Source organism: Rhodoferax sp. BLA1, assembly GCF_013416775.1.
Classification (GTDB): domain Bacteria; phylum Pseudomonadota; class Gammaproteobacteria; order Burkholderiales; family Burkholderiaceae_C; genus Rhodoferax.
This window is the reverse complement of record NZ_SZVI01000010.1, coordinates 189,793-215,205: the sequence shown is the minus strand read 5'-3', so window position 1 is coordinate 215,205 and position 25,413 is coordinate 189,793. Positions and strand designations below refer to the sequence as shown.

General features: G+C 58.3%; 21 protein-coding genes and 1 riboswitch. Of the genes, 19 read left to right on the top strand and 2 right to left on the bottom strand.

The features are described 5' to 3' along the window. Nucleotides 1–348: 348 nt before the first annotated feature. Both FDG13_RS11790 and FDG13_RS11785 read right to left on the bottom strand, forming a co-directional pair. Nucleotides 349–3,099 (bottom strand): DUF349 domain-containing protein, encoded by a 2,751-nt coding sequence (locus tag FDG13_RS11790; RefSeq protein WP_370528221.1) that lies wholly within the window; start codon nt 3,097–3,099, stop codon nt 349–351. Between the two features lie 115 nt (nt 3,100–3,214). Next, entirely contained in the window at nt 3,215–6,988 is a 3,774-nt protein-coding gene (locus FDG13_RS11785) for a DUF748 domain-containing protein (protein WP_180127864.1), read from the bottom strand. A gap of 300 nt (nt 6,989–7,288) precedes the next feature. Here FDG13_RS11785 and FDG13_RS11780 point away from each other — a divergent pair, with 300 nt between their 5' ends. The 19 genes from FDG13_RS11780 (at nt 7,289) to FDG13_RS11690 (ending at nt 25,405) form a co-directional block, all read left to right on the top strand. Further along, entirely contained in the window at nt 7,289–8,131 is an 843-nt protein-coding gene (locus tag FDG13_RS11780) for a lytic transglycosylase domain-containing protein (RefSeq protein ID WP_180127862.1), read from the top strand. 19 nt (nt 8,132–8,150) lie between these two features. Beyond that, nucleotides 8,151–8,282: riboswitch (ZMP/ZTP riboswitch) on the top strand. 47 nt (nt 8,283–8,329) lie between these two features. Next, nucleotides 8,330–9,574, top strand: a complete 1,245-nt coding sequence (gene glyA, locus FDG13_RS11775) for a serine hydroxymethyltransferase (RefSeq protein WP_180127860.1) — start codon at nt 8,330–8,332, stop codon at nt 9,572–9,574. An 8-nt stretch (nt 9,575–9,582) separates the two neighbouring features. Then, a complete protein-coding gene (gene nrdR, locus FDG13_RS11770) occupies nt 9,583–10,032 on the top strand; it encodes a transcriptional regulator NrdR (protein ID WP_180127859.1) in 450 nt (149 codons plus the stop codon). A gap of 50 nt (nt 10,033–10,082) precedes the next feature. Continuing rightward, the gene (locus tag FDG13_RS11765) at nt 10,083–10,949 is read left to right on the top strand and encodes a glycosyltransferase family 2 protein (RefSeq protein WP_180127856.1); all 867 of its coding nucleotides are present in this window, start codon (nt 10,083–10,085) and stop codon (nt 10,947–10,949) included. Between the two features lie 83 nt (nt 10,950–11,032). Then, on the top strand, nt 11,033–11,602 hold the full coding sequence (locus FDG13_RS21150; RefSeq protein ID WP_304621514.1) for a GspH/FimT family pseudopilin: 570 nt from the start codon (nt 11,033–11,035) through the stop codon (nt 11,600–11,602). A gap of 28 nt (nt 11,603–11,630) precedes the next feature. Then, nucleotides 11,631–12,113, top strand: coding sequence for a type IV pilus modification protein PilV (pilV, locus tag FDG13_RS11755; protein ID WP_180127854.1), 483 nt, complete (start codon nt 11,631–11,633; stop codon nt 12,111–12,113). Nucleotides 12,114–12,123: 10 nt separating this feature from the next. After that, entirely contained in the window at nt 12,124–13,254 is a 1,131-nt protein-coding gene (locus tag FDG13_RS11750) for a PilW family protein (RefSeq protein ID WP_180127852.1), read from the top strand. Next, nucleotides 13,251–13,796 (top strand): PilX N-terminal domain-containing pilus assembly protein, encoded by a 546-nt coding sequence (locus tag FDG13_RS11745; protein ID WP_180127850.1) that lies wholly within the window; start codon nt 13,251–13,253, stop codon nt 13,794–13,796. Before FDG13_RS11750 ends, FDG13_RS11745 begins: the two co-directional genes overlap by 4 nt. Before the next feature lie 30 nt (nt 13,797–13,826). Continuing rightward, the gene (locus tag FDG13_RS11740) at nt 13,827–18,194 is read left to right on the top strand and encodes a pilus assembly protein (protein WP_180127848.1); all 4,368 of its coding nucleotides are present in this window, start codon (nt 13,827–13,829) and stop codon (nt 18,192–18,194) included. Between the two features lie 5 nt (nt 18,195–18,199). Further along, nucleotides 18,200–18,637: a type IV pilin protein gene (locus FDG13_RS11735; RefSeq protein WP_180127846.1), complete on the top strand. Its 438-nt coding sequence runs from the start codon at nt 18,200–18,202 to the stop codon at nt 18,635–18,637. A gap of 6 nt (nt 18,638–18,643) precedes the next feature. After that, a complete protein-coding gene (gene ribD, locus FDG13_RS11730) occupies nt 18,644–19,753 on the top strand; it encodes a bifunctional diaminohydroxyphosphoribosylaminopyrimidine deaminase/5-amino-6-(5-phosphoribosylamino)uracil reductase RibD (protein ID WP_370528214.1) in 1,110 nt (369 codons plus the stop codon). Nucleotides 19,754–19,811: 58 nt separating this feature from the next. Next, nucleotides 19,812–20,444 (top strand): riboflavin synthase, encoded by a 633-nt coding sequence (locus FDG13_RS11725; RefSeq protein ID WP_180127843.1) that lies wholly within the window; start codon nt 19,812–19,814, stop codon nt 20,442–20,444. A gap of 48 nt (nt 20,445–20,492) precedes the next feature. Next, nucleotides 20,493–21,608, top strand: coding sequence for a bifunctional 3,4-dihydroxy-2-butanone-4-phosphate synthase/GTP cyclohydrolase II (ribBA, locus tag FDG13_RS11720; RefSeq protein WP_180127841.1), 1,116 nt, complete (start codon nt 20,493–20,495; stop codon nt 21,606–21,608). Nucleotides 21,609–21,631: 23 nt separating this feature from the next. Beyond that, a complete protein-coding gene (ribH, locus tag FDG13_RS11715; RefSeq protein WP_180127839.1) occupies nt 21,632–22,105 on the top strand; it encodes a 6,7-dimethyl-8-ribityllumazine synthase in 474 nt (157 codons plus the stop codon). Continuing rightward, the gene (gene nusB / locus FDG13_RS11710; RefSeq protein ID WP_078366205.1) at nt 22,105–22,644 is read left to right on the top strand and encodes a transcription antitermination factor NusB; all 540 of its coding nucleotides are present in this window, start codon (nt 22,105–22,107) and stop codon (nt 22,642–22,644) included. The genes ribH and nusB overlap by 1 nt, the downstream gene beginning before the upstream one ends. A 19-nt stretch (nt 22,645–22,663) precedes the next feature. Then, nucleotides 22,664–23,848 (top strand): pyridoxal phosphate-dependent aminotransferase, encoded by a 1,185-nt coding sequence (locus FDG13_RS11705; protein ID WP_180127837.1) that lies wholly within the window; start codon nt 22,664–22,666, stop codon nt 23,846–23,848. Next, the gene (gene ybgC / locus FDG13_RS11700) at nt 23,845–24,282 is read left to right on the top strand and encodes a tol-pal system-associated acyl-CoA thioesterase (RefSeq protein ID WP_180127835.1); all 438 of its coding nucleotides are present in this window, start codon (nt 23,845–23,847) and stop codon (nt 24,280–24,282) included. The genes FDG13_RS11705 and ybgC overlap by 4 nt, the downstream gene beginning before the upstream one ends. After that, the gene (tolQ, locus tag FDG13_RS11695; RefSeq protein ID WP_180127833.1) at nt 24,279–24,971 is read left to right on the top strand and encodes a protein TolQ; all 693 of its coding nucleotides are present in this window, start codon (nt 24,279–24,281) and stop codon (nt 24,969–24,971) included. The genes ybgC and tolQ overlap by 4 nt, the downstream gene beginning before the upstream one ends. A gap of 14 nt (nt 24,972–24,985) precedes the next feature. Further along, on the top strand, nt 24,986–25,405 hold the full coding sequence (locus FDG13_RS11690) for a biopolymer transporter ExbD (RefSeq protein WP_078366209.1): 420 nt from the start codon (nt 24,986–24,988) through the stop codon (nt 25,403–25,405). Nucleotides 25,406–25,413 lie beyond the last annotated feature (8 nt).

The following is a 25,413-nucleotide window of genomic DNA, read 5'->3' as shown; positions in this document are numbered from 1 at the left end:
TAAAACCCTGTTGTTAGTGGGATTTTTACAGGGTTTGCGCCATTGTCAAAGCAAGAGCGCAGGCCAGTTTCAGACGCGAACGGCCAGCTGCCAAAAACTACCGCTATTGGTCGACATTTGGCAGCCAGGACAGATGACCGCAGGCCGATGACGGGCAAAGCCAAGTCAGAAAAACACACAGGTGTTTGCCGCAACGTTCAGCAGTGCAAGCGCCCCACCCCGCTTCATCAAGCAAGGTGGGGGACGGCGGGCGAGTCATTATCAACAAGCGTTGCAAGACAAGGCCTTGGGCCTCACCTCAAACCTGTGCCGCGCCCTGCTGTCACGCGGCACGGCACCGCCTTGGACTCAAGGCTTCAACAACACCTTCAGCACATTTTGCAGGCGTCGTGCGGCGGCGGCATCAAACGCCCCACCCAGCACCACGGCGGCGTCTTGGCCCCAGGTCTGCACCGGTGCCGGGTCGTTGCGTTTTGTGAGCAATTGCAGCTGCAACAAACGCCGGTCACTGATGTGTTCGGCCGGTGTTGGCACCTCAGCGGCCATCTCCAGGCGCAGCAGTGCGGTGCTGGCATCACCTGCTGGCGCTTGGGTCACGGCTTTGGACCAAGCGGCCCGCACTGCCGGGGCCACGCGGCTGCCCAACTCTTGTACACCGGGCACCAACTCGGCGTCACGTTTTTCCCAGGCGGTCAACAAATTGGTCAACGCCTCGCCATGGGCTTGGGCAGCCAGCTTGCGCAGTGCCAACTGAGCCTGTTCAAACGCGTCACGCTGGGCGCGGAAGGCCGCGTCACCCAGGCGGGGTGCGTCAAAACGGTCCCCTGCCGGGGCGCGGTCGGAACGCGCATCACGGAAACCACCCCGGTCGTCAGAACGCGCGCCAGGGCGGGCATCACGCCCACCGTCACGGCCACCTGGGCGGCCGCTGTCCTTGCGATCACCAAACTTGCCGCCGCGTGTCGGCAGCGCGGGTGCGTCTTTTTTCATGCCGGGGCGGTCATCACCCCGCATGGCCACCACCGGTTTACGGGCCACCGGTTTGGCCACCTCGGGTGCAGTCTCGGCAGTGGGCTCAGCCGGGGTGTCGTCGCTCGTAGCAGCGCTGTCTGCTTCAGTTTCAGGAGCTACCTGCCCTTGTTCTACGTGGGCTTGAGTCGCTTTTTCTTCAGATGTTTCAGCAGCAGCGGCCACCGCAGCCTGAGCTTGGGCCTGACCACGCAAGGCAGCGTCCAGCGCGGCCATGGCGGTTTTGATTGCTTGTGCATCACCTGATGCATTGGCAGCTTGGAGCGCCTTGGAGGCGTCCAAGACAATGCGATCGCGTTCACTCAGGGCGCTTTGCGCCTTTTCGCGCTCAACGGTTTTGCGATTGAAGGCCTCGTCAATGGGTTTGCGGAAGGCATCCCACAGTTTTTGCTCGTGGCGGCGGTCCATCGGCACGCGGTGTGCCTCGGCCTGCCAGCGCTGTTGTAGCGCCTTGACGGCGTCGATGCGCAGCATGTCCTGGGCACCCAACAACTTGGCCTCGTCGATCATCGCGTGGCGCGCTGCCAGGCTGACTTTTTGCAAGGCTTCCAGCGGGGCCGCGGCCTCGTCGATGGCGGCTTTCCAGAGCGTATTCAACTCGGCATACATCTTCTCGCCGACGTGGCCGGACTCGCGCCAGCGGTCGCCAAACTGGTGCAACACCCGGTTGAAACCCTTCCAGTCGTCGTCCAGCGCGGTGCGGTTGGCCTCGGCCCAGGCTTTGACCTCGGCAATCAAGGCCAGGCGCTGGGCGCGGTGTTCGGCAGTTTCTGACTTGAGTTTTTCGAGCCAGACTTCGACCACCTTGTGGGCTTCGTTGCAGGCGTCATCAAAACGCTTCCACAGGCCGTGGTTGGGCACACCACCCTGGTCGGTCAGTTTCCATTGCTCACGCAGGGCACGCAGGGTTTCCTGCATCTTTCGCCCACCAATGGCCTGGCCTTCGGGGCGTTTGAGCAGGCCCTCGGCCTTGCTCACCAACTCTTCGCGCAACTGGTCGGCGCGCCAGCGTTGCCAGCCTTCCAACTCACCGGCGGCCGCCAGCGCACTGCGGGCCTGGTTTTCGAGCTTGTCGTCGATCAGGCGGCCAAATTCTTTGAGTGCGTTGCGCAGTGCGTTGGCGGCACCGGCGCTGGCTTTGCCATGGCCTTCGGCCACTTCTTGCTCTAATTTAGAGAGCGCATCCGCCACGGCAGACGTGGCCTTGGCCTTGATTTCAGGGTCAACCTGGGCTTTCGGTGCCTTGACCACAGGTTCCAGCGGAATACCACGCAAAACACGCAATTCGTCTGCCCAGACCGGCACATTGGGCAGCGGCGCGCTGGCATCTTCGGCGGCCAGCACGGTGGAGGTCAATGCTGCCTGGAACGCTTCCCAGACCAGGCCCAACTGGGCCTGTGAGGCCTGCAGCTGCGGCACAAATTTGGCATCCACACTGGGCCAATTGGCATCGTTGGCCAGGGCGGTGGCCTCGGCCTGCCAGTTGCTCACGTCGGCACTGAGCCCAACCTGCGCGGCCTGAGCATCTAACCAAGGTTTGGTCGACAACACCTCGATGCGCTGGGCCACCAGTACCGCAGCCTCACGCTGCACCTGCACCCGGTGCTGCAGGTCTTCGATGGCACGTACCCGCTCCACCAGTTGTGCCTTTAGACCAGCCAGCGGCTCCTTGCTCAGCGGCGCACCGGCTTTGGCGGCGTCGCGCTGCCAGGCCAGGGCATCGGCCAGGTTCAGTTTGGGAGCGGCCAGCAGCGCCTGAGCCTTGTCGGCCCATTCGAGCGCAATAGTGGCTTGGGTTTTGCTGCGTTTGATCTCATCGAGTTTTTCACGGAGCAATTTGGCGGCACCCTTGTCCTTGCCGCTGAGTTCCTTGAACACCTGCTGCAGCTGCTCAGGCGCGGGGCCACTGGCCAACCAGTCGCGGATGCAGGCCATGCGTTCACCCGAGGTCTGGGCAGAAAACGCACCGTGCGTCAACTTGTCCAGTGGGTGGGCCTCATGGGTTTTGGCTGGCGCGGCAGCAGCGTCAGCGGTGGGTTCTGCAGGGTTGTTTTTGGAGAAGGGAAACATCGACATCGCACGCACAAAAATGGAAAGTGCCTGCAGCTGAGCGGCAGGAGCAAACCCTTATTTTCGCCGCGTTTTGGTGCAGCTTCGAAAACATTTGTTCAGATCACCTACAGCGCTAGTCGGCGGCCAGGTTCAGCTCAGCACTCGGCTGCCATTTGGCATCGGGTAGCACCGCCTTGGCGGCCCCCAGAAACAGCCGTTCCGGCGGCAGTTTCTGGCTTGCCAGGTAGTCGCGCACCACCACGCCACGTTTGAGCGCCAGCGCCTGCATGGCCGACTCGGAGGCGTCCAGATGGGTCAGCAACAAGGCCTCCATCTCGGCCACCGGCAGATCCTTGGTCAAGCCAACGAGGTTGCGCGGTTTGGGAAAGTCACCGCGCCGGTAGACCCGCTTGAGCAGTTGCGGGTATTCCTCGGCCGCGACGGTGATCGGCGCCTGACTCTCGGCGGCAGGCAAGGCGCGGCGTTTTTCACCGAGCACCAGGGCCTGCAGCTGCTGGCGTTTGTAGGCCTCACGCTCGGCCTCCAGGCTGGCGGTGCCGACCACGGTCATCTTCAGCGCTGGTCGCTCCTGCAAGACCTTGGCCACCTTGTCCAGGCTGGCCTTGGCAGCGTCATTGAGCAGCGCCGAACCGGGCTCGAAACTGACGGTGCTGAGCTCTTCACCACCGCTGCCACCAAACAGGTTGGCGATCAGGCTGAATGGTGCGGTAACGGCCCGCAGAATCAGGTTGCCAATGACCTTGAACACAATCGGCATCAGGCGAAACTGCGGGTCGTTGAGTGAGCCACTGATCGGCACATTGAGGTCAATCACCCCGTTGCGGTCGGCCAGCAGGGCCACCGCCAGCTTGACCGGCAAGCTATTGGCGGCGCCAGGCACCGCGTCGCCAAAACGTAGCTGATTGAGCACCAGCTTGTTGCTGGCGGTGAGCTGGCCGTCGGGTTGCACCTTGTAGGCCACATCGACACTGAGCTTGCCGCGCTCGATGCCATAACCCGCGTACCGCGCCGAGTAGGTGGACAGTGGCGCCAGCTCCAGGTCGCGCACCTTGCCCTGGATGTCCAGCACCATCGGCTGCACCAGCGGGTTGATCTTGCCCAGCACCTCGAGCGTGGCACTGCCCTCGGCACGGCCGCGCAGCTCCAGATCGGCCAGTTGCAGTTCGCCCGCTGCCGTCTGCGAGGAAAACGCACTGAGTTTGCCCACCAGTTCACTCAGGTCGGCGGTGTAATTGGGCTGGATGAAATGGTCGGTGAAGTTGATGCGCCCACCCAGCAGGCTGATCGGGCCAAAACGGATGACCGGTGCCAAAGCCGTGCTAACCTGTGCCGGCGTCGACGCGGCGACAGACGGTGCCGAGGCCACGGGTGTAACGCTGGTCGCTACTATCTTTGAAGCATTCTGCCCAGTTTCTACATGGGCTACCGCCGGTTTTTTTGCCAAATCTTGCAGATTCAGACGGCCGGCCTGGTCAAGGATCAGCCGGGCATAAAAATCGCTGAGCACCGTGCCAGCCACACTGACCCGGGTGGCGGTACCGGGCGCCAGCGCCACATCCACACCGCTGAGGCTCAGGCTTTTCCAGCGCAACAGTTCTTCAGCAGCAACAAACGGCTCGGTTTGCGCCAGGCTGCGCGCCTGCAGGTCTTCCAGGCGGGCGTCACCGGTCACACGCAAGTTCAGGCCGCTGGCTTGCTGGGCCAGGTTAAGACGACCTTTGAAGCTGGTGTCGGCGCGTAACAGGGCCACATTCAGACTGTCCAGAAAATAAGGCGCCACCGCGTGCAAGGGCAAACGCTCAGCCACCAGTTCGCCCTTGAGCGCCAGCGGACTCACCACACCACTGCCACGCCAAGTCAGTTTGCCGGGCTCGGTGTTGCCCTGGCGCAATCGGGCTGACAGGCTGATGTCAAACGGTGCACGGGCCGCCGTAGACAACTTCTTCAGCTGCAAACTCAGGGCACTCACCTCCAGCCGCACCGGTTTGTCCGGCGCCCGGTCGAGCAAGGTCACTTTGCCCTCACCCAGTTGGAGGTTGTCCACAACCACCAGCCAGGGTTTGTCTGCGCTGGGGGTCTTGCTGGTTTTGGTGGACTTGGCACTTGCGGCGGCAGCGACAGACTGGGGGGCTGGGGACTGCACTTTGAACCAGTCTTCATACATCCAGCGCCCGGCTGCGTCACGCGTCAAGCGCGCGCTAGGCTGGCTGATCTTGACATGGCCAAAGTTGACCGAGCGGGTCTTGGTATCCACCAGCACGTCGCCCAGTTGCAACTGTTGGATGCTGGCCAAGGCGGCTTTTTTGTCACCCGTCAGCGCCAGTTTGTCCAGGCTCAGCTTGGCCAGTTGCACGCGGGTCGATGTCGCCTGGGTGGCGCTGGCAGCGCGCCAGTTCAGCGTCAGCTGGGTGTTCAGCAGTCCACTGAGCTTCGGATTCAGAAACGCGCTGGCATAGGGGGCAGCCAGGTCCAGCGGCAGATCACTGAGCTGCAAAGCCACATCGGCTGCTTGGTCAGTGGCACTGCCTTTGAACTGCAGACTGGCACTGGCGAGCTTGGCGCTGCCCTCAAACGGCAGCGGCTGGGTAAACGGCCAGGCCAGGGCACGTGCCTGCAGGTTCAACGAGGTCAGGCTAAGTTGGATGGGCTTGGGCAATGCGGCGTCCAGCCAGGTGAGTTTGCCGCCTTGCAACACAAGCTCATCCATCGTGAGCCGCCAGGGGGTTACCGGCGTTGCTGCCGCAGCTTTGGTATATTTTTGGGCTGTAGCCCTTTGATTACCTGGGCTGATTGCTCCGTTTTTTGATACCTTCTTGACGGACTGGGGGGGTGCCAACGCCAGCAACTCCAGGACGCCTGCACGGTTGCGACGCAGCGTCAAATGCGGCTGCGTCCATTCGATGCGGCCCAGTTGAACTTGGCGCGCCAAGGGTTGCACATCTTTGAGTTGAATGCTCAGACGCTCAGAGGCCAGCAGCTCTTGACCCGTTTGGGCCGAGGTCAATTGCAGCTGGCGGGCTGACAGCTGACCGCTGAGCTTGACGGCGGTCTGATCGGTTTGTTCAAAGGCAAGCTGAAGGTCGGCGTCGAGCACGGCCGAGCGCAGACGCACCGGCAGGCTGGCGGGCCAATACACCAGGTAAGGGGCCAGGTCCAGGTCTTTGACCACCAGATGGGCATCGGTCTTGCGCGTCTGGGCAAAAGGCGTGGCACTGGCTGATGAGTCGAACTGGCTGCCGTTGAGTTCAAACGCCAGCTTGGGACTGACCAGCACCTCGCGTTTGGAATCCAGGTTGCTCAGGAACGGCACGCTGAGCTGCAACCGGCTCAGTTGGTGGACCTGGTTCCTGGGTGCATCGGTGAAGCTCACCGCACCGTCGGACAACACCAGGTTGTAGAGTGCAAAACGCAGCGGCTCAGCAGGTGTCGGGGCTGGCGCGTCGTCCGGGCCGGCCAGTCTGGCCAACACATCGTCCACATCGTAGTGGCCGTCTCCGGTGTGGGTCAGGTTCAAACGCGGCGCCTCCACCACCAACGCATCTACTACCGGGGCCAGCCGCAGCAACGACTGCAGCTCCATATCTATAGAGAGCCGTGCCACGGTCAACTGCGGCCCGGCTGCAGCGTCCACACCAGCCACCACCAGGTCAGACACGCTGAGTTCCAGCGACCAGGGGCGGAAATCCACCTGCCCCACCGTCACCTGGCGCCCGAGCAAATCACTCAGCCGGGTTTGTGCCTGGGACTTGAGCAAGGGCGGCAGTGCCAGCCAGCTCAGCAACCACAACAACAGCAAACCCACCAGCGCCCAGGCGCCACGGCGCAGCCAGATCAGGGTCAGAGGATGTTTGCGAGTTGGGGTGGGGTTGGCTTGATCGGTCGACATACCCGGATTTTGAGCGCATCAAGCCACAGATCGCGGAGAAAAAGGCAGCGAAATTCCGTATTTTTTGGCATAACGAATGAATTCCTTATGGTTGACCTGGCATATCAAACCCACCTAGAATCCGCCCAACTCGGTCTTTCCGGGATATCAACAGGCTGCCGACCCCGGCAACATCAAATCTCTGCATCCACAAGAAGGACGTCAAACGCAGGATATTGATAGCGTAACAACCCAGGCGAGTGTTCAGTTCTGCAGCATCCTTTGCCGCAAGTGGAACCCTCCGCGCAAGAAGGAGAAGCTATGTCAGCATCTACATCATCTTTGTCTCAAAGCCTGCGACGCGCCACCGCGACGGTCGCCAAAGGTTTTTTCGACATCACCCACAACAGCATCGCCCTGATTGGCGTGGCTGTCATTTTTATCACCATTGCCTTGTTTGCCCGCCCCGAGTTGCGTGAACTGGGTGAAGTCAAGCTGTTTGGCTGGCTGCAGGAACGTCAGGCCGAAATCTCCGGCCTGGTCAAAGACCCGGCCGCCATCGAACGCGCCACCGCAACCAACCCCAAGGATTTGCCCAAGCAGCAAGCCAGTGTGGCCCTGTGGCTGAGCAAAAAATACCACGTGGCGCCGGAACCCATCAGCGCCATCGTGTCCGAGGCGTTTGAGGTGGGCAGCCGGGTGCGCCTGGACCCGGCGCTGATTCTGGCGGTGATGGCCGTTGAATCTGGCTTCAACCCGTTTGCCCAGAGCCATGTTGGCGCCCAGGGTTTGATGCAGGTGATGACCCGGGTGCACAAGGACAAGTACCAGAATTTTGGGGGTGAATTTGCCGCCTTTGACCCCTTGGCCAACCTGCAGGTGGGTGTCAAAGTGCTGCTGGATTGCATCCGCGCGGCAGGCTCGATTGAAGGTGGCCTCAAATATTATGTGGGTGCCGCCAATGTGGAAGATGACAATGGCTACACCGCCAAGGTGATGGCCGAGTACACCCGCCTGCAGCAAGTGGCCTTGGGGCGCGCGGTACCGGCTTTTCTACCGGTGGTGATCGCGCCCAAGGAAGAGAGTTTGGCAACACCCGAATCCAACCAGCCCAGCACCTCGGTAAAAACCGGTGACAAATCAGCCACCGTGGCGTTGAACTGAGCCCGCTCAGTTTAAAATCTCTCAGGTACGCAACTGGCGATAGGCACCCCACCCAGACGGGTCTGGCGGTGCCGATGTGGGAACACCACGGGGGAGCGTGCCGCAACATCCATTGGGATTTTGCGTTCAGCCGTTCGCCTGGGCAGCCCTGGTGTCATCACGTGGATGATGCTCAGGCCATAGTCTTTTAGGACTGCCATGTTCAACCGCAATATTCTTATCGAGCAAACCGACCCCGAGTTGTTTGCAGCCATCCAATCCGAAAACCAACGCCAGCAAGACCACATTGAGCTGATCGCCAGTGAAAACTACGCCTCACCCGCCGTCATGGCGGCGCAAGGCACCCAACTGACCAACAAGTACGCTGAAGGCTACCCCGGCAAACGCTACTACGGCGGCTGCGAGTTTGTCGACATCGCAGAGCAACTGGCAATTGACCGTGTCAAACAGATTTTTGGTGCTGAAGCGGCCAACGTGCAGCCGCATTGCGGCGCTTCGGCCAACGAAGCCGTCTTCCTGGCCTTTTTGAAACCCGGCGACACCATCATGGGCATGAGCCTGGCCGAAGGCGGCCATCTGACCCACGGCATGGCGCTGAACATGAGCGGCAAATGGTTCAACGTGGTGAGTTATGGCCTGGACGCCAACGAAGCGATTGATTACGACGCGATGGAGCGCAAGGCCCATGAAACCAAGCCAAAACTGATCATTGCCGGCGCCAGCGCTTACTCTCTTGCTATTGATTTTGAGCGATTCGCCAAAGTCGCCAAGGACGTCGGTGCGATCTTCATGGTCGACATGGCGCACTATGCGGGCTTGATTGCCGCCGGTGTCTACCCCAACCCGGTGCCCCATGCCGACATCGTGACCAGCACCACCCACAAGAGCCTGCGCGGTCCGCGCGGCGGCATCATCCTGATGAAAGCGCAGCACGAAAAAGCCATCAACAGCGCGATCTTCCCCGGCCTGCAAGGTGGCCCGCTGATGCATGTGATTGCCGCCAAGGCGGTGGCATTCAAAGAAGCGTTACAACCCGAGTTCAAGGTCTACCAGCAACAGGTGCTGATCAACGCACGCATCGTGGCCGAAACCCTCACCGCGCGTGGCCTGCGCATTGTGAGTGGCCGCACCGAAAGCCACGTCATGCTGGTGGATCTGCGTGCCAAGGGCATCACCGGCAAGGAAGCCGAGGCCGTGCTGGGCGCCGCCCATATGACCATCAACAAAAATGCCATCCCCAACGACCCGGAAAAACCCATGGTCACCAGCGGTGTGCGCATCGGCACCCCAGCCATGACGACCCGTGGCTTCAAGGACGAAGAAGCCCGCATGACTGCCAACTTGATAGCAGATGTGCTAGAGAATCCAAGGGACAGCGCGCATATTGATGCGGTACGCGCGAAGGTCCATGCGCTGACCGCCCGCTTCCCGGTCTACGGCTGAGCAGCGGCATGAAATGCCCCTTCTGCAGCCACCAGGACACCCAAGTGGTGGAAACGCGGGTGTCTGAAGACGGGGGCTTCATCCGGCGCAGGCGCCGCTGTCCGTCCTGCGACAAACGCTTTACCACCTACGAACGCCCGGAAGTCAGCTTTCCGGCGGTGGTTAAAAAAGACGGCAGGCGCATCGAGTACGAGCGCGCCAAACTTTTGGGCTCCATGAAACTCGCCTTGCGCAAGCGCCCGGTGAGCACCGAACAGGTGGATGGCGCTGTGGAACGCATCGAAGAAAAACTGCTGAACCTGGGCTTGCGCGAGGTCTTGTCCACCCGCATTGGTGAACTGGTAATGTTCGAGTTAAAAAAACTCGACAAAGTGGCCTACGTGCGCTTTGCCAGCGTGTACCGCAGTTTTGAAGACATCGACGATTTCAAGACGTTGGTGGATGAGGTGGGGCGGTAGTTGTGACAAGTAGTTCGCGTACAGATTGGCGCCCAAATGTCTCTCCCCCTGTGAAAATTTCTTTGGTTGTCTGTACAAAGAACCGCGCCGCCCAACTCAGTAGAACGCTGGAAAAGCTGTCTGAGTTGCAGACAACAGATCCGTGGGAAATCATCTTGGTGAACAACGGATCTACTGACAATAGTCAGAAGCTGTTGGAGGATTTTTGCGCACTTGATTCAGAACATCGCAAGGTTTTTCTCGAACCCAAACCTGGTGTTTCACATGCACAAAACACAGGGCTCAAGGCCGCCACGGGCGCAATCATCGCTTTCAGTGATGATGACTGTTACCCGAAGCCTGACTATCTGGACACAATCAGAGCGTGTTTTATTGAGAGTCCTATTGACTTCCTGGGTGGGCGGGTTCTGCTGTTTGACGCCCAAAATGCCGCTATCACGATCCAAACCTGCCCAGACCGGATAGATGTCCCAGCACATAGTTACATCAGATCTGGGATGATCCATGGTTGTTCAATCGCTTTCACACGTGAGGCCATTGAAAAAATAGGGGGGTTCGATACTGAGGTCGGCCCCGGAAGTCCGTTGAACAGTGGCAATGACATCATTGCACTGATTCTCTGCTCGGCCCATGGATTTCGAGGGGCATATGACCCGCGACCTGTGGTGTTCCACCACCATGGTCGCAGTTGGGGCCATGACACTGACAGAATTCTGAGTCGATACGATGTATCTCGTGGTGCGGCCTACTACCTGGGCCTGTATTGCAAGACCACACGCAGGGCCTACTTGTGGCCAACGGTCAAGCATTTTTTCGCCCAAATCCTGAAAGGTCGGTGGCGCAGTCTGAAAAATGAACTGCTCGGCGCGTATCTGTATGCTGGAATACTGAGGAAGAGGCAACGCCTGACTCAGTGACCCCAACCGCTGATCACCTCAAATTCACCATTCATCAGGTTGGCAATCAACCCAAGCCATCTATAACGGCACACTCCAATGTTATGAACAGATCGGCTGGCTTCTCTTTGATTGAACTGATGGTGGTGATCGCCATTGTGGCGATTCTTGCAACCTTGGCGGTCCCCAGTTTTCAGGGAATGATCGCCTCCTCCAACCTGACATCTACCACCAACGACCTGGTGGCCACCTTTGCCCGTGCCAGATCAGACGCGGTTCGCCGCGGCAAGCGGGTAACGGTGTGTATGAGCGCCGATGGCGCCCAATGCACCACCTCGGGTGCCTGGTCACAGGGATGGATCATGTACAACGATGACAAACACAGTGCGTCCGATGATGCAAAGGTTGAAACTGGCGAAACCATCACCGCCATTGCATCCACCCTGACCAACAACTTGGTCATCACAAGCAACTTACCTTATGTGTCGTACAGCGCCGACGGCCAATCCAAACTGATGAAGGGCGGCGCCGGTGCCGGCACCCTTCGTGTCTGCAGCACCTCATCGGCCTTGACCAACGACACCCGTGCCCGCGACTTGGTGATCAACTTTGCCGGACGCGTCAACATTGTTAAACCGACAGGGGTGGCTGCCAACTGTCCTGCGCCAACCTGAGCCAGTAAGCCTTATTTTGCAAACGCTTATGAAACACTCTCATTTGCCAACCCAACGTGGTTCGAGTTTGATCGAAGTCCTGGTAGCCCTGCTGGTCATGAGTTTTGGTCTGTTAGGCATGGCGGCCCTGCAAGCGCGTGCCATTAAGGGTAATCAGAGCAGCATGCAAAAGACCCAGGCAGTGGTCATGAGTTATTACATTCTGGATGCCATGCGTGTTGATCAGGCCCAAGCCAAAGCTCTGGCCTACAACACCGGCGAGTTGGACGATGATGACGTGATCGGCCCCATTTGCAATGCTGGCGCCGTTGCCGGTACAAGCTTGGCTGCCAACAACCTCAAGGCTTGGATCACTGCTGTCAAAGCCGAGATCGGCAACCCAGACGACACCACAACCTGTGGCGCTGTTCTGTGTGATGCAGAGGGTGATTGCCGCATCCAGGTGCGCTGGGACGATAGTCGTGCAGGCGGCTTAGGGGTTCAAATGGTTGACACCAACACCAGACTCTAGGACTGATCTGATGACCCACGCCAAATCCAAAACAAACCTGTCGTTTGTACGTCACGGTGGCAACTGGCCCCGAATTCGTCAACAGGGGTTGACTCTGATCGAATTGATGGTGTCGCTGGTGCTGGGACTGATCTTGGTTGGGGGAGTGCTCAGCATCTTTGTCTCCACCAACCAGACCGCCAAAGTCAATGACAACCTGATGCGCATTCAGGAAAATGCCCGCATGGCTTTTGACCTGATGGCCAGAGATCTTCGCGAGGCGGGACAGAACCCATGTGGTGCAAAGTTGGTAGCCAACGTGTTGCGCTCCGCTGGGTCTATCCCGGTGTGGGCCAACTGGAACGCTGGCACGCTGCGTGGTTATGACAACACCCAGGATGAAACAGCCATCAAAGCATTTGGCACCACAACAAACGCCCGCGTTCAGGGCACCGATGCGGTTCTGATGATCAAGGCAGACAGTGGTGACATCGCTGTTGAGTCGCATGACACTGCTGACTTTCAATTTACCCTGGCAACAGAGTCAAACTTTCAGGCAAAAGATATTGCCTTGGTCTGTGATGGCAAGAGCGCAGCCATTTTTCAAATTGATACTGTTTCATCGCCAGGAGGTGTAGCCAATAAAGTAATTGGTCACGAAGCTGACGTGACCAATATCAACTGCAGCAACTTTTTAGCCTACACAGCCCCAGCATCCAATTGCCCAGCAAACACCAAGAAGTTTGAAATCGGCAGCGAAACGCCAGAAATCAAAATGGCACCTCTGGGTTCTTATTTTTGGTATGTTGGCAACGCTGAGAGTGGCGGGCGCTCTTTGTACAGAAGCAAGATCAGCCACTTAAAAAACAACAAAATCATCATCATGTCCCCGGATGAAATGATCCCCAATGTGCAAGACCTGCAGATCACCTACCTGACCCGAAACGGAACCACCGGGGCGCTTGCCGATGACTGGGTTGCCGCCAGCTCCATCGCTGACTGGGCGGATGGCAGCCTGACGACCCAGGTGGTTGCGGTGCGTCTCGATTTAACTCTGCAAAGCACCGACAACGTCAGCACCACCCAGACCCCGATTCAGCGGCATCTGATACACGTTGTGGGTCTACGCAATCGTGACACTTTTATTGAGCCAGCGTCATGAACCCTCTCCAACACCATCGGTCTTGTGGACAACAAGACCACCAACAAGGTGCCGCATTGGTTGTGAGCCTTGTTTTGCTGGTCATCGTGACGCTGCTGGGACTGGCAGCCATTCGTGGCATCACGCAAGAAGAAAGAATGGCTAACCACAGCCTGGACAGAAGTCTGGCTTTCCAAGCCTCAGAAGCTGCCTTGCGCGAGATAGAGCAACTCGTCGAGGCAAATAAGCCAACCCCTGCGGCGGGCTGCAGCAAAGTGGCCAATTTGATGAGTTGTGCACCACCTGCCGCAGGCGACACACCACGCTGGCTTGACAGCACGTTTGCCTCTTGGACAGCTTTGGCCCTGCCCGTTGGCTCTGGGAATCTGGCCGTCACACCTCAGTACTTCGTGGAATATCTGGGGGGAAACTTCGAGTGTCTGCCGGGTGAAGGAACGTCGTCGGGCATTACCTGCAAACGCTACCGCATCACCGCCCGCAGCCATGACGGCACCAGTAGCAGATCATCTGTGATGCTGCAATCCATCTATGCCACTGATTAGACAAACAGACCTCTTTCTGAAGGAGTCGCCATGAAATACAGCAACTACATCGCCTTGAGCATCAAGTCTGTCGCGCTCACCATGGCAACTCTGGCAGCCTTGGCATCCAGCGCAGTCACTATTCCGACTGATCCGTTGATTACCCAGATCAAAACACCGCCGATGGTGATGCTGATTGCCAGCAAGGACCACAAGTTGTTTGTGGAAGCCTACAACGACGCCAGTGACCTAGATGGTGATGGCAAACTGGACCTTCGGTTCAAGCCCAGCATCACCTACTACGGTCTGTTTGACTCCAAGGTCTGCTACACCCACAACGGCGTTGACAAAGGCAACGACGGTGTATTTACCCCTTCTACGGCGGCAGGCACCAACAACACATGCACCAGCAGTTGGTCTGGCAACTGGCTCAATTACGTGACCACCAGTCGCATTGATTCACTTCGGAAAGTACTTTATGGCGGCTACCGTTGGGTTGACAACAACACTGACACAGTATTGCGTCGCGCCTATATTCCACAAGATGCTCACTCCTGGGCCAAGGAATACACCAGTGAAACCGTGGATGGTTACAAAATCAGTGACTACACACCACTGAGCCAGCCTAGCAGTGGAAAGAGACATTTTTTTGGGAATCTGACACCCAACGCAACCACCAACTGCCAGACCCCAAATACCTGCAGCGATTTGGCTCCTTTGCTGTCAGTGGTGAAAAACTCCAACCTGCGCGTTTGGGACTGGGCATCCAAAGCCGCACCAGTGCTTGACAGCAACCATGGGGGCACCCGCGAGAACTACACAGTACAAGTCAAGGTTTGCACTGCCAGTTTTCACGAAAACTGCAAACAATACGGCAGCATATATAAACCCATTGGATTACTACATGATTATGGGGAAAACGATTCCATGTTATTTGGTTTGCTGACAGGCAGCTATAACAAGAATATGTCGGGGGGCGTCCTCAGAAAAAAAGTTTCTTCTTTCAAAGATGAAGTCGACGCCAGTACCGGGATATTCAAATCTGATGCAACCATCGTGAATACTTTCAATCGGATTCGTATACGAGATTTCAATAACAACAGAACAGACTACGCTTATCGAAATAGCAGTTTGCGTACACGCCTAATGAGCGAAGGAGAGTATGTTGATTGGGGTAACCCAGTTGCAGAAATGATGTACGAGGGACTCCGCTATTTTGGGGGTAGGTCCAGTCCAACAGCAGAATTTGACACATCAGGCAGTCATGACAAGGCACTGGGTTTGCCCAGGGTAGCAACATGGAATAACCCATTCATTGGTGCCGACGACAGCGTCACCAGAAATCTGAGATGCTCGCGCCCCAATATGTTGGTCATGAGTGATGTCTACCCATCCTACGACGGTGATCAAATCCCCGGCTCACCTTATAGTTCACTGACAACTGACATCAGTGGATTCGACGCCAGCACCTTGCTGACCAAGATCAGCGACACCGAGACCGATGTGAAGGGCTTGCGATTTGTCGGTCAGTCGACCTCCACCAACCTGGACTATGCACCCTCGCCCAAGATCGTGACCTCACTTGCCAGTGTGCGGGGCTTGGCTCCTGAAGAACCCACCAAACAAGGCAGCTACAACGCGGCGGCCGTTGCCTACTTTGGCAAGGTCAACGATGTATCCAAGGCAGCTGACACACAAAACCTGAATAGCTTCATACTGGCTTTGTCTTCCACTTTGCCAAAATTTGAAGTTTCCGCAAATGGCAAAAAAATCCAGATTGTGCCGTTTGCAAAAACCATCAATGGCTTGAGTGCCGACAGGACAAAAGGGGCTTATCAGCCAACAGATCAGATTGTTGACCTTTACGTCACCAAAGACGACTTGAGCGGCGATAGCAAAGAGATGATCTTCAAGATCAACTATGAAGCTGATGAACAAGGCAATGACTATGACATGGACATCATTGCCGAATACACCATCAAGGCCAATACAGATGGCACCGTCACGGTCCAAGTTGAAGTAACCCGGAGAACCACAGGCAGTAACCAGAATGTGGGTTATGTTATTTCAGGAACCAATCGAGATGGTATTTATTTGGTTGCACAAGACGCACCAGAGTTCCTTGATTACTTTTTGAACGTCCCTCCTGGCAAAAATGCCAATTATTGCAATTCAATAGACACAATAGGATCAACAGAATGCGCTAGGCTGCCCTACTTACCAGATCCGACCAAAAATAAAATCCCACAAGATCCCAATGATCCACATAAAAGTACACAAACTTTTAGCTCGGGCACTGGTGATTCTGGACAGTTTTTACAAAACCCATTGTGGTACGCCGCCAAATGGGGCGGGTTTAATGACATCAACAACAACAAACAACCTGATCTGGCTAGCGAATGGGACGTCAACGGTGACAAAGTACCTGACAACTATTTCTTGGTACAAAACCCGATCTATTTGCGCGAAGCACTCAAAAGCGCTTTTGACAACATCTTTAATGCCAGTTCCAGTGCAAGCAACGTGTTGGCCAACAGCACCAGTATTTCCGACAGTACGCGTGTTTTCCAGGCCCGGTTTGACGCCAACAAATGGTCTGGAGACTTGGTAGCCTACCCGATCACCACGGCGGGTGTAGGTATTACACCCGTATGGCAAGCGCAGCAAAGGATGCCTGCTCCAGCTGACCGCAAACTGTTTGTGCGTACACCGAGTGGCGTCACCAAACCTTTTGTTTGGAGTGAACTGCCATTTGTAGATAAAAGACTGTTAGATGCTGACACCAGCTCTGTCGACAACAGCGAAGATGTGATCGCCTATCTGCGAGGCTCGAGGGACAAGGAAATCAAAGGCAGTACCGGCATCTTCCGCGAACGCATCAGCCTTGAGGACAACGTTGCTCCTCTCGGTGACATCGTGAACTCCTCTCCGTTTTTTGATCAAGAAAATGAAGTGCTGTATGTCAACGCCAACGACGGCATGTTGCACGCCTTCAGGGCCAGCGATGTCAAAGACAGCTCAGGCAATGTGCTGCACAAAGCTGGCAGTGAGGTTTTTGGTTTCATACCGTCTGCCGTGGTATCACGGCTTAAAAACTTGAGCAACCCTGGCTACACCCATGAGTTTTTGGTGGACGGCGACGTGGTGGTCTCACCCAAGACGGCAGAGACTGGTGATAAGCGCCTGTTGTTTGGCACACTGGGCCGCGGTGGCAAAGGTTTGTTTGGGCTCAATGTCACCACACCGACCAGTTTTGGCACTTCCGACTTTTTGTGGGAATACACACCCACTGGTGACAGCATCGCCATCAGTGATGGTGTCGAAGACACGGCCATCAATGCCAACACAGATCAAGATTTGGGCTTGATGCTGGGCCGCCCCGTGTATGCCAAGATGAATCTTGGCGACAATGGCACAGGGGCTGTGATTGTTGGCAATGGCTACAACAGCAACAGTGGCAAAGCGGTTTTGTACATCTTCCTGCTGGATACCGATGGCAAAGTCGCCACTGTCAAAAAGCTGGACACGCTGGTCGCGGGTGACAATGGGCTGGCATCACCGAGTGTTGTGTTAAGCGCTAATGGGACGGTTGATTACATTTACGCAGGTGATCTGAAAGGCAATGTCTGGAAGTTTGATGTTCGAGGCACAACGACAGCGTCTTGGTCTGTGAGTTTGGGCGGCAAACCATTGTTTGTGGCCACAGACGCTTCCAACAAGCTTCAGCCAATCACCGGGCCTATTTCTATTTACACCGACACCGTTGCAGATGACCCCCATGTAGGTAAGCGGTTTGTGTTTGTTGGAACAGGCTCCTATTTCCGATCCACAGACCCTGCTGACGCCTCTGTCCAAAGCTGGTATGGGGTGATTGATGAAAACGAGGTCATCACAGATCGGACAGATTTGAAACAAAGGAGCGTTGCAGTCACCGGGACCTTTGATAACAAGCCAGTCCGTGCTTTCTCTGAGGCCAAGCCCAACGATATGGTGGGAAAAAAAGGCTGGTATATCGACTTTGAAAACCCTGCGGGTGAACGCATGGTCACAGAACCATTGCTTTACAAGTTGGCCCTGCCTGCGTTGGTGGGGAGTTCGATCATCCCAGCCGCTGGCGACCCCTGCATCCCAGGTGGCTCGGGCTACCTGAATGTCATCAGCCCTTTTAATGGGGCGGCAATGTCACTTGGTATTTTGGATGTTAACGGTGACAACAACTTTAAGAACGACCTTGTCTCCGGGGCGTTGATCGGCTCAGTGGATCTTGGCGTTGGTCTGGTAAGCCGGGCAACGCTGGTGGGCTCCCAACTGGTGGTGGGTGGCACCAACCCAGTCAAGCCCATCGCAAGCGTACGAACAAATCTGGGCCTCACCCCTCTTAAAGGCCGTATTTCATGGCGAGAAATCATCACAGACTGACCAACATGTACAAACGTTTCCACACAGGTTTTACCTTGATTGAACTCATGATCACCGTGGCCGTCATAGGTATCCTGGCAGCCATTGCATTGCCGAGTTACCAGCAACATGTGTTGCGCACACGCCGCGTCACTGCTGGCGCCTGCTTGATGGAAATGGCCCAGTTCATGGAGCGGCAATATGCCACAGCGATGTCTTACAACGTGGCGTTGCCATCGCCAAACTGCCGCGCAGATCTAACAGGATCGTACACATTTGCCTTTGCAACAGGCGAACCCACAACCTCAACCTACAAGATCGAGGCAACCCCCGCTGGAGCGCAAAACAGCGATACAAAATGCCAGAAGCTTGGGATCAACGGGAAAGGTGAAAAATTTGCAAAGAGCATCACCGATCTGACTGACTCAGCAAACAAAGCACTTATCAGTGATTGCTGGCGCTAAGTTGTGGTGAGCCCCTTCCTGTCGGTGGCGTGTGATCTCGCCAACAAATCACTGCTCCTCACCTCCCCCAACCCCCGCGTCGGCTGCGTCATCACCAGCCCGGACGGCCAGATTTTGGGCCAGGGCCACACCCAAAAGGCGGGGGGTCCCCACGCTGAGATCATGGCGCTGCGGGATGCCGCCGCGCAGGGGCACTCGGTCCAGGGTGCTACCGCCTATGTCACGCTGGAACCCTGCGCGCACCAGGGCCGCACCGGCCCGTGTTGTGATGCGCTGATTGCCGCGGGCATTACCAAGCTGGTGGCCACCAACACCGATCCCAACCCGCTGGTGGCAGGCCAGGGTTTTGCGCGTATGCGGGCCGCAGGCATCGACGTCGTGGTGTTGCCACCCGATGATCCGTTGGCGATCCAGTCGCGTGAACTCAACATCGGCTTTTTCAGCCGTATGGTGCGCAAAACCCCGTGGGTACGGGTCAAGATCGCAGCCTCGCTGGACGGCAAAACCGCGCTTAATAATGGCGCCAGCCAGTGGATCACCTCGCCCGAGGCCCGCGCCGATGGCCACGCCTGGCGTGCTCGCGCCTGTGCGGTACTCACCGGCATGGGCACCGTGCGCGCCGACAACCCCAGATTGAACGTGCGGCTGGTAGACACCCCCCGGCAGCCCGCTGTGGCCTTGGTCGACAGCCGTTTGGAGTTGCCGCAGGACGCTCATCTCTTTGTAGCTGGTCGCCCTTTATACATCTGGGCTACAGGCCAAAATGATCACAAAGCTCAGACACTGGAGGCGCGTGGTGCCCGGGTGTTCCAGCAGCCAGGCGGCAACAGCCAGGTCGATCTGGCAGCCATGCTGCAGGACATGGGCCGCCTGGAGATCAATGAATTGCATGTGGAAGCGGGTCACCGGCTCAATGGCGCCTTGATTGAAGCTGGGCTGGTGGACGAGTCTCTGATTTACCTGGCGCCCAAGCTGCTGGGCCAAGGCCGCGATATGGCCAGTTTTGGCCCCTTGACCGAGCTCTCGCAAGCGCTGCCGCTAGTGTTTCAGAGCACCCAGATGGTCGGTCCGGACCTGCGTGTGCTGGCCAGGGTTCAGGGGCGCGACCAGTTTTAGTCAAGGTTTGACAACGCTGTTTCTGGGCATTGGCTCGTTTCCCTGCGAAAATACGCCGATGTTTACTGGAATCATCACCGGCCTTGGCCGCATCTCTGCCGTTTTGCCTTTGGGCGACTCCGCCAGCCACGGCAAACGCCTGACCCTGGACTGCCCTGCCCATTACCTCGACGATGTGGCGCTAGGCGACAGCATTGCGCTCAATGGCGCCTGCATGACGGTCACCTCGCTCAATACCGCAGCGCAGCGGTTCACCGTCGACATCTCCTCGGAGTCGCTCAGCAAGACGGCTGGCCTGGATACCATCGGTGGTGTCAATCTGGAAAAAGCCTTGCGTGCCAACGACCGCCTGGGTGGGCACATGGTGTCTGGCCACGTGGACGGCATCGGCTTGGTCACCCGCTTCGAGCAGGTGGGTGAGAGCTGGATTCTGCAGATCAGCGCACCCAGTGCACTGGGCAAGTACCTGGCCTACAAAGGCTCGATCACCGTCAACGGCGTCAGCCTGACGGTCAACCAGGTGCAGGATCTGGCTGAAGGCTGCTTGGTCAGCATCAACCTGATCCCCCACACCTTGCAAAACACCACACTGGGCAGCTTGCACAGCGGCGCCCACGTCAATCTGGAAATTGACCTGATCGCGCGTTATGTCGAGCGCATGCTCAGCCCGGGCGCGGCGCAGGCTGCCTAGTCTTTTTGGTCGCACAGACCCTTTCTGTGCATTCAAACCTATTTTTTTATGACTACTCCTCAACCCGTCGCCATTTCCCCCGTTGAAGACATCGTGGCCGACATCAAGGCTGGCCGCATGGTGATCTTGGTCGATGAAGAAGACCGCGAAAACGAAGGTGACCTGATCATGGCGGCCGACTTTGTCACCGCCGAGTCGATCAACTTCATGGCCCGCTACGGCCGCGGCCTGATCTGCTTGCCCATGACGCGTGAGCGTTGTGAACTGCTGCAATTGCCCCCGATGGCGGTGCGCAACGGCACCAAGATGGGCACCGCGTTCACCGTCTCGATCGAAGCCACCGAAGGTGTCACCACCGGCATCTCGGCCGCCGACCGCGCCCGCACGGTGCAGGCAGCGGTGGCCAAAAACGCGGTGGCGGCTGACCTGGTGCAGCCCGGCCACATCTTTCCGCTGCAGGCCGTTGATGGCGGTGTGTTGATCCGCGCCGGCCATACCGAAGCCAGCTGTGACCTCGCAGCCATGGCGGGTTGCACCCCGGCAGCGGTGATCTGCGAGATCATGAAAGACGATGGCACCATGGCGCGGCTGCCCGACCTGAAACTGTTTGCCTTTGAGCACGGCCTCAAAATCGGCACCATTGCCGACCTGATCCACCACCGCAGCCGTATGGAGTCGCTGGTGGAGCATGTAGGCCAGCGCCCGCTCAACACCGCGTTTGGCCAGTTCACCGCCCATGCTTTCAAGGACACCACTGCCCACGGTGTGCACCTGGCGCTGGTCATGGGGGAATGGTCAGCTGACGAGGCGGTGCTGGCCCGTGTGCACGAACCGCTGTCGGTGCTGGACGCGCTTGAAAAAGACCGCACCATGCACTCCTGGAGCCTGGAAGCCGCCCTGACACGGGTGGCTGCCGAGGGCAAAGGCGTGGTGGTGTTCCTGAACTGTGGCGAAAGTGGCGCGCAGCTGCTGGCCCAGTTTGACGGCACCGCACGCGCCAGCCATGGCCCCGAACGTGGCCACCTGGACCTGCGCACTTACGGCGTGGGCGCCCAAATCCTGCGTGAATGTGGTGTGCGTTCCATGAAATTGATGGGCACCCCCCGGCGCATGCCCAGCATGACCGGCTACGGCCTCGAAATCGTCGGCTACGTCAAGCCCTAACCCTTACTTTTGATCCGAACACCATGCAGCTTGCAGACCAAGGCGCACTCGACGCCACCGACCCCCGCCTCAACGGCAAAAACCTCAGCATCGGCATCGTGCAGGCGCGCTTCAACGCCGACATCACCAACGCCCTGGCGCAAGCCTGCCGCAGCGAACTGCTGGCCCTGGGCGTGGCCGAGAAAAACATCACCCTGGTGCAGGTGCCCGGTGCGCTGGAAGTGCCGTTGGCCCTGCAGGGCCTGGCGGAAAACCTGAAATATGACGCCCTCATCGCGCTGGGCTGCATCATCCGTGGTGAAACCTACCACTTTGAACTGGTGGCCAACGAGTCGGGCGCAGGCGTGAGCCGCGTGGCGCTCGATTACAAAGTGCCCATTGCCAACGCCATCCTGACCACCGAAAACCTCGAACAAGCCGTGGCCCGCCAGACCGACAAGGGCCACGACGCAGCCCGTGTTGCGGTGGAAATGGCCAACCTGCTGGAAAGTCTGTAATGAGTGAATCAAGCCACCCTGGCCCCTCCAAACGCCCACCCCGCCAACCCCGCAAGGGCCTGACCAGCACCGGCGCCCGCAAGGCCGCCAGCAAGTCTGATCGCTCACGTTCACGTGAATTTGCGCTGCAGGGGCTGTACCAGGTACTGGTCGGCAAAAACAGCCTGGAAGACGTGGACCTCTTCACGCGCGACTTGGCCGGTTTCTCCAAAGCCGACGCGCTGCACTTTGACGCGCTGTTACACGGCTGCGCCGAACATGCGGAAGAACTCGACGCCCAGATCCAGCCGGTGCTGGACCGCCCCCTGGCCGAGATCTCGCCGATCGAACACGCCTGCATGTGGATTGGTGTCTACGAATTTGCCCACTGCCCCGACGTGCCCTGGCGCGTGGTGCTCAACGAATGCATCGAGCTGGCCAAAGAATTTGGCGGCACCGACGGCCACAAGTATGTGAATGCGGTGCTCAACAGCCTGGCGCGTAGCCTGCGTGCGCCCGAGGTGGCGGCCGACCGTCCGTCTGGGCGTGCCTCAGCCTAAAGGTTTGTTCACACACAAGATGCAAGTCTCCGGGCGCGCCCAGCGCATTGAGCCGTTTTATGTGATGGAGGTGGCCAAGGCCGCGCAGGCACTCGCTGCCAGCGCAGCTACGTCTGACCCCGCCATGATCTACCTGAACATCGGCGAGCCCGATTTCACCGCACCACCGCTGGTACAGCAGGCTGCGGCCCGTGCCATTCAGAGCGGTTTGTCGCAATACACCCCAGCCACGGGCCTGCCCGAGTTGCGTGAACGCATCAGCCACTGGTACCAACAACGTTTTGCGGTGGATGTACCGGCCAGCCGGATTGTGGTCACCGCCGGGGCCTCGGCTGCGCTGCAGCTGGCCTGCCTGGCGCTGATCAACCCGGGTGACGAGCTGTTGATGCCCGACCCGAGTTACCCGTGCAACCGGCACTTTGTGTCGGCTGCCGACGGCACCGCGGTGTTGATCCCGACCACGGCGGCCGAGCGCTTCCAGCTCAGCGCCGACAAAGTCGCTGCGGCCTGGAACAAGCAGACACGCGGTGTCTTGCTGGCTTCGCCGTCCAACCCCACCGGCACCTCCATATCGCTATCAGAAATGAAGCGTATTCATGAGGTTGTACAAGGGTTTGGCGGCATTTCCATCATTGACGAGATTTACCTGGGCCTGAGTTTTGAGGCCGAGTTTGGCCAGACCGCACTGGCGCTGGACGACCAGATCATCAGCATCAACAGCTTCTCCAAATACTTCAACATGACCGGCTGGCGCCTGGGCTGGCTGGTGGTGCCCGAGGATGTGGTGCCGGTGGTCGAGCGGCTCGCGCAAAACCTGTTCATCTGCCCCAGCACCATCGCGCAACACGCCGCGCTGGCCTGTTTTGAGGACGACAGTCTGCGTGAATACGAACGCCGCCGCGCCGAATTCAAGGCCCGGCGCGACTACTTCCTGCCCGAACTCAATGCCCTGGGCCTGACGGTGCCGGTGCCCCCGGACGGCGCGTTTTACGCCTGGGCCGACTGCACAGCGGCCTGCGCCAAACTGGGTGTCAAAGACAGTTGGGACCTGGCGTTTGAGCTGATGAACCGTGCCCGCGTGGCGGTGACGCCGGGGCGTGACTTTGGTCTTGCCAACACCGGGCAGTTCATCCGTTTCTCCACCGCCAACGCGCTGCCGCAACTGCAGGAGGCGATTGGCCGACTGCGCGCCCTACTGGCATGACAGCGCCGCAACAGCCCTCTGCGACGGCGCCGTCGCCCTTTACCTGGCCCGTGCGGGTGTACTGGGAAGACACCGACGCTGGTGGCATCGTCTACTACGCTAACTACCTCAAGTTTTTTGAACGGGGCCACACCGAGTGGTTACGTGCCATAGGCATCCACCAGCAAGCCTTGCGCGAAGAAACCGGCGGCATGTTTGTGGTCAGTGATGCCCAGGTGCGTTATCTCAAGAGCGCCCGGCTCGACGATGAACTTTTGCTTACAACATCACTCACAGAAGCCGGTCGGGCGTCACTGACAATCCACCAACAGGCCTGGCGGCAGCAGCCAGACAAACCCGCGCTGCTGTGTGAAGCCACCATACGGGCCAGCTGGGTCAGTGTGGTGGGCAAACCAAGCCGAATTCCCCAAGTTATCCTGGACAAGTTGTTATGAACCAAGACCTCTCGATCATCTCCATGGTGCTCAACGCCAGCCTGGTGGTGCAACTGGTGATGCTGCTGCTGATGGGCATCTCGATTGCCAGCTGGGCCGCCATCTTTCGCAAGCTGTTTTCGCTGGGCAAGGTCAAAGCCCTCAACGACACGTTCGAGCGCGAATTCTGGTCGGGCAGCAGCCTCAACGACCTGTTTGCCGCCGCCACCCAGAACGCCCGCACCGCCGGCCCGATGGAGCGCATTTTTGCCAGCGGCATGCGTGAATACCAGAAGCTGCGGGAACGCCGCATCACCGACCCCGGCACCCTGATGGACGGCGCACGCCGGGCCATGCGCGCCAGCCTGCAGCGCGAGATGGACGTGGTGGAAACCCATTTGTCGTTCCTGGCCTCGGTCGGCTCGGTGTCACCCTATGTAGGGCTGTTTGGCACGGTCTGGGGCATCATGCACGCCTTTACCGGCCTGGCGGCGCTGACCCAGGTGACACTGGCCACGGTGGCCCCCGGCATTGCCGAGGCTTTGGTGGCCACCGCCATCGGCCTGTTTGCCGCGATTCCCGCAGTGGTGGCCTACAACCGTTTTGCGCGCGACATCGACCGCATTGCGATCCGGCTGGAAACCTTCATCGAAGAGTTTTCCAACATCTTGCAGCGCAATGTCGGCGCGCAGTCCTCTGTCAGCCACTGAACCGGGAGCGTGTCATGCCAGCTGTTGTGAGCCGGGGACGGGGTCGCCGCACCATCAACGAGATCAACATGGTGCCCTTCATCGACGTGATGCTGGTGCTGCTGATCATTTTCATGGTGACCGCACCGCTGATTTCGCCCAGCATGATTGACCTGCCCAGTGTCGGCAAAGCCGCCAAACAACCGGACCAGGTGGTGCAGATTGTGATTGGCAAAAACGAGTCGCTGGAACTCAAGGTGAAAGACAAAACCAGCTCGGTCAGTCTCAAAGAAGTGGCCAATGTGGTCAAAGAGGCGCAAGCCGGTGCCCAGAACCCGGCGGTGGTGATCAGCGCCGACAAAAACGTCAAGTACGAAACCGTGGTCAAGGTCATGGACAGCCTGCAGCGCGCGGGTGTGGCACGGGTGGGCCTGTCGGTGCAACTGGCCAACTGAGTGAGTCA